Source organism: Mucilaginibacter pineti, from assembly GCF_900101875.1.
In the GTDB taxonomy this organism is placed as follows: domain Bacteria; phylum Bacteroidota; class Bacteroidia; order Sphingobacteriales; family Sphingobacteriaceae; genus Mucilaginibacter; species Mucilaginibacter pineti.
Map to the genome: position 1 here is coordinate 1 of NZ_FNAI01000039.1, position 3,216 is coordinate 3,216.

General features: G+C 47.5%; 4 protein-coding genes and 1 pseudogene. 3 read left to right on the top strand and 2 right to left on the bottom strand.

The window, feature by feature from the left end; translation table 11 throughout:
- Nucleotides 1–588, top strand: a 588-nt coding sequence (locus BLS59_RS32430; RefSeq protein ID WP_240315416.1) for a DUF5712 family protein, incomplete at its 5' end; no start/stop codon positions are given.
- 111 nt (nt 589–699) lie between these two features.
- Here the strand turns inward: BLS59_RS32430 and BLS59_RS30985 are convergent.
- Nucleotides 700–1,281, bottom strand: coding sequence for a transposase (locus tag BLS59_RS30985; RefSeq protein ID WP_091157895.1), 582 nt, complete (start codon nt 1,279–1,281; stop codon nt 700–702).
- Nucleotides 1,278–1,709 carry an IS110 family transposase gene (locus tag BLS59_RS30990; RefSeq protein WP_091157898.1) on the bottom strand — a complete coding sequence of 144 codons (432 nt, stop codon included), beginning with the start codon at nt 1,707–1,709 and terminating at the stop codon, nt 1,278–1,280. Before BLS59_RS30990 ends, BLS59_RS30985 begins: the two co-directional genes overlap by 4 nt.
- A 633-nt stretch (nt 1,710–2,342) precedes the next feature.
- On the opposite strand from BLS59_RS30990, the gene BLS59_RS30995 reads away from it, so the two are divergent.
- Together BLS59_RS30995 and BLS59_RS31000 are read left to right on the top strand one after the other, a co-directional pair.
- Nucleotides 2,343–2,756: a plasmid mobilization protein gene (locus tag BLS59_RS30995; RefSeq protein WP_091157900.1), complete on the top strand. Its 414-nt coding sequence runs from the start codon at nt 2,343–2,345 to the stop codon at nt 2,754–2,756.
- A gap of 86 nt (nt 2,757–2,842) precedes the next feature.
- Nucleotides 2,843–3,136: pseudogene (locus tag BLS59_RS31000) on the top strand (relaxase/mobilization nuclease domain-containing protein).
- Nucleotides 3,137–3,216: the final 80 nt, after the last annotated feature.

Below are 3,216 nucleotides of genomic sequence, written 5' to 3' on the forward strand. Positions count from 1 at the left end.
CTGGAAAATCATCGTTACTACAGCCACAAAGACCCGGAGGTCAAGCAGGGACTTAAAAAGCGCGGCGATCGTAAAGACGGTAATCAGATGCATGTGCAGGTCATTGTCAGCCGTAAGGATGCAACGAACAAGATCAAGCTGAGCCCCATGAACACCTCCCGGGGCAAGAATGCAGAGCATTCTAAAAAAATGGGCCAGTTTGACCGTGTGGCATTCAAGCAGAGCGGGGAAACCCTGTTCGACAGCTTGTTTTCGTTTGACAGGCAGCTTAAAGATACACTGGCCTACGCCAATGTCCGGAAGAATGGCCAACTGGCGCAGCGAGAACAGCTGAGCGTACTGACCGAAGGCGCTTCGCAGAATTACCAGAGCAGATCAGTAGCAAATGAACTTGCCCAGGGCGTTGCGGAAGGCTTATTTGCGACCACCGCCGGTATGCTGGCCGCAGCAGGCAAGACAGCAGCAGGTTTCCTGGAGGTAATGCTGGAACCCATGTATACAGCAGGTGCAAATATCGTCCCGGAAAGCGAAGCCGAGCAAAAGAAAAAAAGAAAGAAAAGATCGCAGGGTCAGCAGATCACGCGCTAATGCTTATCTTACAGTACCAGAGGTTATGCCCTAACTTTAGGGCAAAGACCATCTACTATAGCCCGTTTGTGCGGGCTATACTTTTTAAAAAAAGCAGTACCAGATCTTACGCTACCGGTGATCCGGGTTATAATCCTGGCCGTTTTTATACAGGGTATAGATCAGCACGAGCAGTTTTCTTTCCAGGGCAACGATACCTGTTTTTCCCGGTTTGCCATTCTCCTTAAGCCTGTTAAAATAAGTCTTTAAGGTTTTGTTGTGAATAATAGAACTGACAGCAGCCATATACAGCCCTGCCCTGATGTAAGCATTTCCCCGTTTGGATATATGGGGCCGCCAGGTCAGTGTACCCGACTCTTTCATGACCACATCCAAACCTACATAGCTGACCAGTTGGCGCCGGTTACCGACATTAGCAAAACCATCAGTTTCCGCAATAACCGTAATGGCGGTGACAAAGTTGATCCCCGGAATGGTAATGGCGTGTTTGGTTCGCCTGAAAAGTTCAGGGTCGCTTTCTGTCAGTACACGCATTTGCACTTCGATCTCGCCAAGCTGTTTGGTTGCTAAGGCGATCCGTTCTTTCAGACGCTCCACGCTATCCCTAAAGGCATCAAAAGAATGGTTCAGGGCATGTAACTGGTTAGTTAAGGCGTTTCTGTCCCTGATCAAACCGATGCGTTCCCTGCTCATTCTTTCAGGCAGCGCAGCTGCTCATTGGGCCGACTCCAAAGCAGTAGTTCCCGTTCCAGGCCCATGCGGGCCAGCATACCGGCATCGATCTTGTCTGTTTTGTTCTTCTCATCCAGGCTCTTAGCATACTGTTTGCCTTTTGTGGGCTGAATAACGCTCAGCCGGTAACCCACACCGGCAAGAAAATAGGCGGCTTCTTCGTGGTAGGTGCCGGTCGCTTCCATATTGACATGCAAAGCAAGCGCATTATCCTGCTTCCTGTTTAACCACTCCCGGAGCTTTATAAATCCCTCAGGACTGTTCTCAAACCCGCTGGTTGCCACCACTTTGATTTTTAGTTCTTCTGTATAGAAGGACAGGCAGCAATCGATCTTTTTCATGGATACGTCTATACCCAGGCACTGCTTCAATGTTACTTTTTTGCTCATAATGAATTGTTATAGAAATCGAAACAGAGAGATATATCCCACAGTCTATACTCATATTCTACACAGGCTCAGGGAGCTGTCCCCGGCTTAAAATACTATTGAGACTCATGGATAAGAACCCGGCAATGGTAAGTTCTTGCTCAGGCATACATCATTACTTATGATGTTGCAAGCTATGTGGATGCTCTTTTGCCGTCTCCTCTCTATATCAATATCTTGTTGTTAGTAAACAAATACAAATAAACGAAACAGGTGACCGGGGAGGTAATATCTGGCTAAGCATGCATCTACTTTGCTGCAAAGCTATGTTAGGTACTCTCAGTCCGGTACTCCTGCTTGCGTTACAAAAACAAGGTCTGATCTCGCTATGCATACATCCTGTAAGGCGTTGCATGTTAATGTTTGGCACTCTTGTCTCTGCCTTTATAATCTTCTGATAGGTATGGTAAGATCTTGCTATACATTCATGTAAATCATGCTGCACGTTTGTGTTAGTTACTCATTTGATCTATCTCCTGGATTACTCTGCTAAAGTATGAGCTATGTTTCGGCCATGCCGAAACTTGCTGGCCCCCGCTCATGCTATCGCATTCGGGGGGATTTTTTTAAGGATTTTTTAACGAACCAAAGCTTATGGAAAGTGCAGTTAAAAAGAGAATAGGTACAAAAGACCCGGCCCGAGTGGGCCGGGTGAATAAAGGCGGCAGACCCAAAGTGCCGCATAAGCGGCGCAGCAGTGTAAGCGTCATGTGTACGCTCATCGAGAAAAAGATCATCGAGGCCAACGCGAAACGCGTAGGCATGAACCCATCGGTTTTCCTGCGTAACCTGGGATTGAACACACGAATAGAGGTTAAGGTCAAGACCTTGCCCAAGCCTGTTTTGGAAATGCGCGGGACGCTCAATCACGTTGCCGCCAGCCTCAACCAGATCGCTAAAAAGCGCAATCGTGGCGATGATTTAAACGCGATGGAAAGGGCAATGCTTGACCAGGATGTGCGTAGCCTACGGGGTTTGGTAAACAATATTAATGCCTATGTATCATGATCGGGAAAGTTGGCACCGGCAAAAGTTTCCGGGGTGTGCTGCACTACCTTTTTGAGGGCAGGCGGCAGGAAAGCAAAGAGCTGCAAATGCAGGAACTGGAAAAGAAGCAGGTCGAGGTGATTGCTTACAACCAGTGCTTCGGCACTCGTTTAGAACTGGTGCGGGAAATGATCGAAGTAGCCAAGCTAAACCCTGATCAATCCAAACCGGTATTTCACTTTTCCTTAAGCTTTGCCCACAGCGATGCCGGGAAATTAGGTTTGCAGGATAAGATCGACATAGTAGAAAAGCTGGCCTAAAAATTTGATTTCAAAGACCACCAGTATGTAGTGGTAGCACACCAAGATACCGAACATGAGCATCTCCATGTGCGCCCATAAGGGCATATTATAAACGGAACCTTAGCAAGTTCTTTGACAAGAGTTTAAACGTCAACCATCAGCCGACTTATCTGAAAGGG